The 662-nt window shown below is 66.3% G+C and carries 1 protein-coding gene; it reads left to right on the top strand.

Annotated elements, in window-relative coordinates; all coding sequences use genetic code 11:
• The coding region (locus AACY08_RS27845) for an MFS transporter (RefSeq protein ID WP_339472316.1) at positions 1-662 on the top strand (662 nt) is incomplete at both ends.

Below are 662 nucleotides of genomic sequence, written 5' to 3'. Positions count from 1 at the left end.
CGTCGGCACCGTTATGTCGGGGCTGTTATGTGGCATCCTGCTCAGCCGCACGTTGGCCGGGTTCGTCGCGACGCACGCGGGGTGGCGCGCGATGTTCTGGCTCGGTCTGCCGATGGCGCTGTCCGCTGGTGCGATGATGGCGTTCTCGCTGCCGCGCAGCAAGCCCGACTCGACCCTGCGCTATGGAGCATTGATGCGCTCGCTCGTCCATTTGTGGCGCGAGTTCGGCGCGCTGCGGCTGGCGGCGGTAACGCAATCGCTGCTGTTCGCCGCGTTTACGGCGTTTTGGACCATCCTCGCGCTGCGGCTGCAGGAACCGCGCTTTGGCCTTGGGGCCGAAATCGCCGGACTCTTTGGCGTCGTTGGTGCGGTCGGCATCCTTGCGGCACCGATTGCAGGGCGGATCGCCGATCGCCACGGGCCGCACCAGGTGATCGCGATTGGCGCGCTGCTGACGCTGCTTTCCTGGTTGATCTTCGGCGTGTGGACCTCGCTGGCCGGCTTGATCGTCGGCGTCATTCTGCTCGATTTCGCCGTGCAGAGCGCGCTCGTCTCCAATCAGCATATTGTCTACGCCTTGCGGCCGGAAGCGCGCTCGCGGTTGAACACCATCTTCATGGGGGCGATGTTCCTTGGCGGCGCGGTCGGCTCGGCCGCCGCGA

Source organism: Pseudomonas sp. EL_65y_Pfl1_R83, assembly GCF_963970695.1.
GTDB classification, from domain to species: Bacteria; Pseudomonadota; Gammaproteobacteria; order Pseudomonadales; family Pseudomonadaceae; genus Aquipseudomonas; species Aquipseudomonas tritici.
This window is presented reverse-complemented; position numbering and strand designations above follow the sequence as displayed.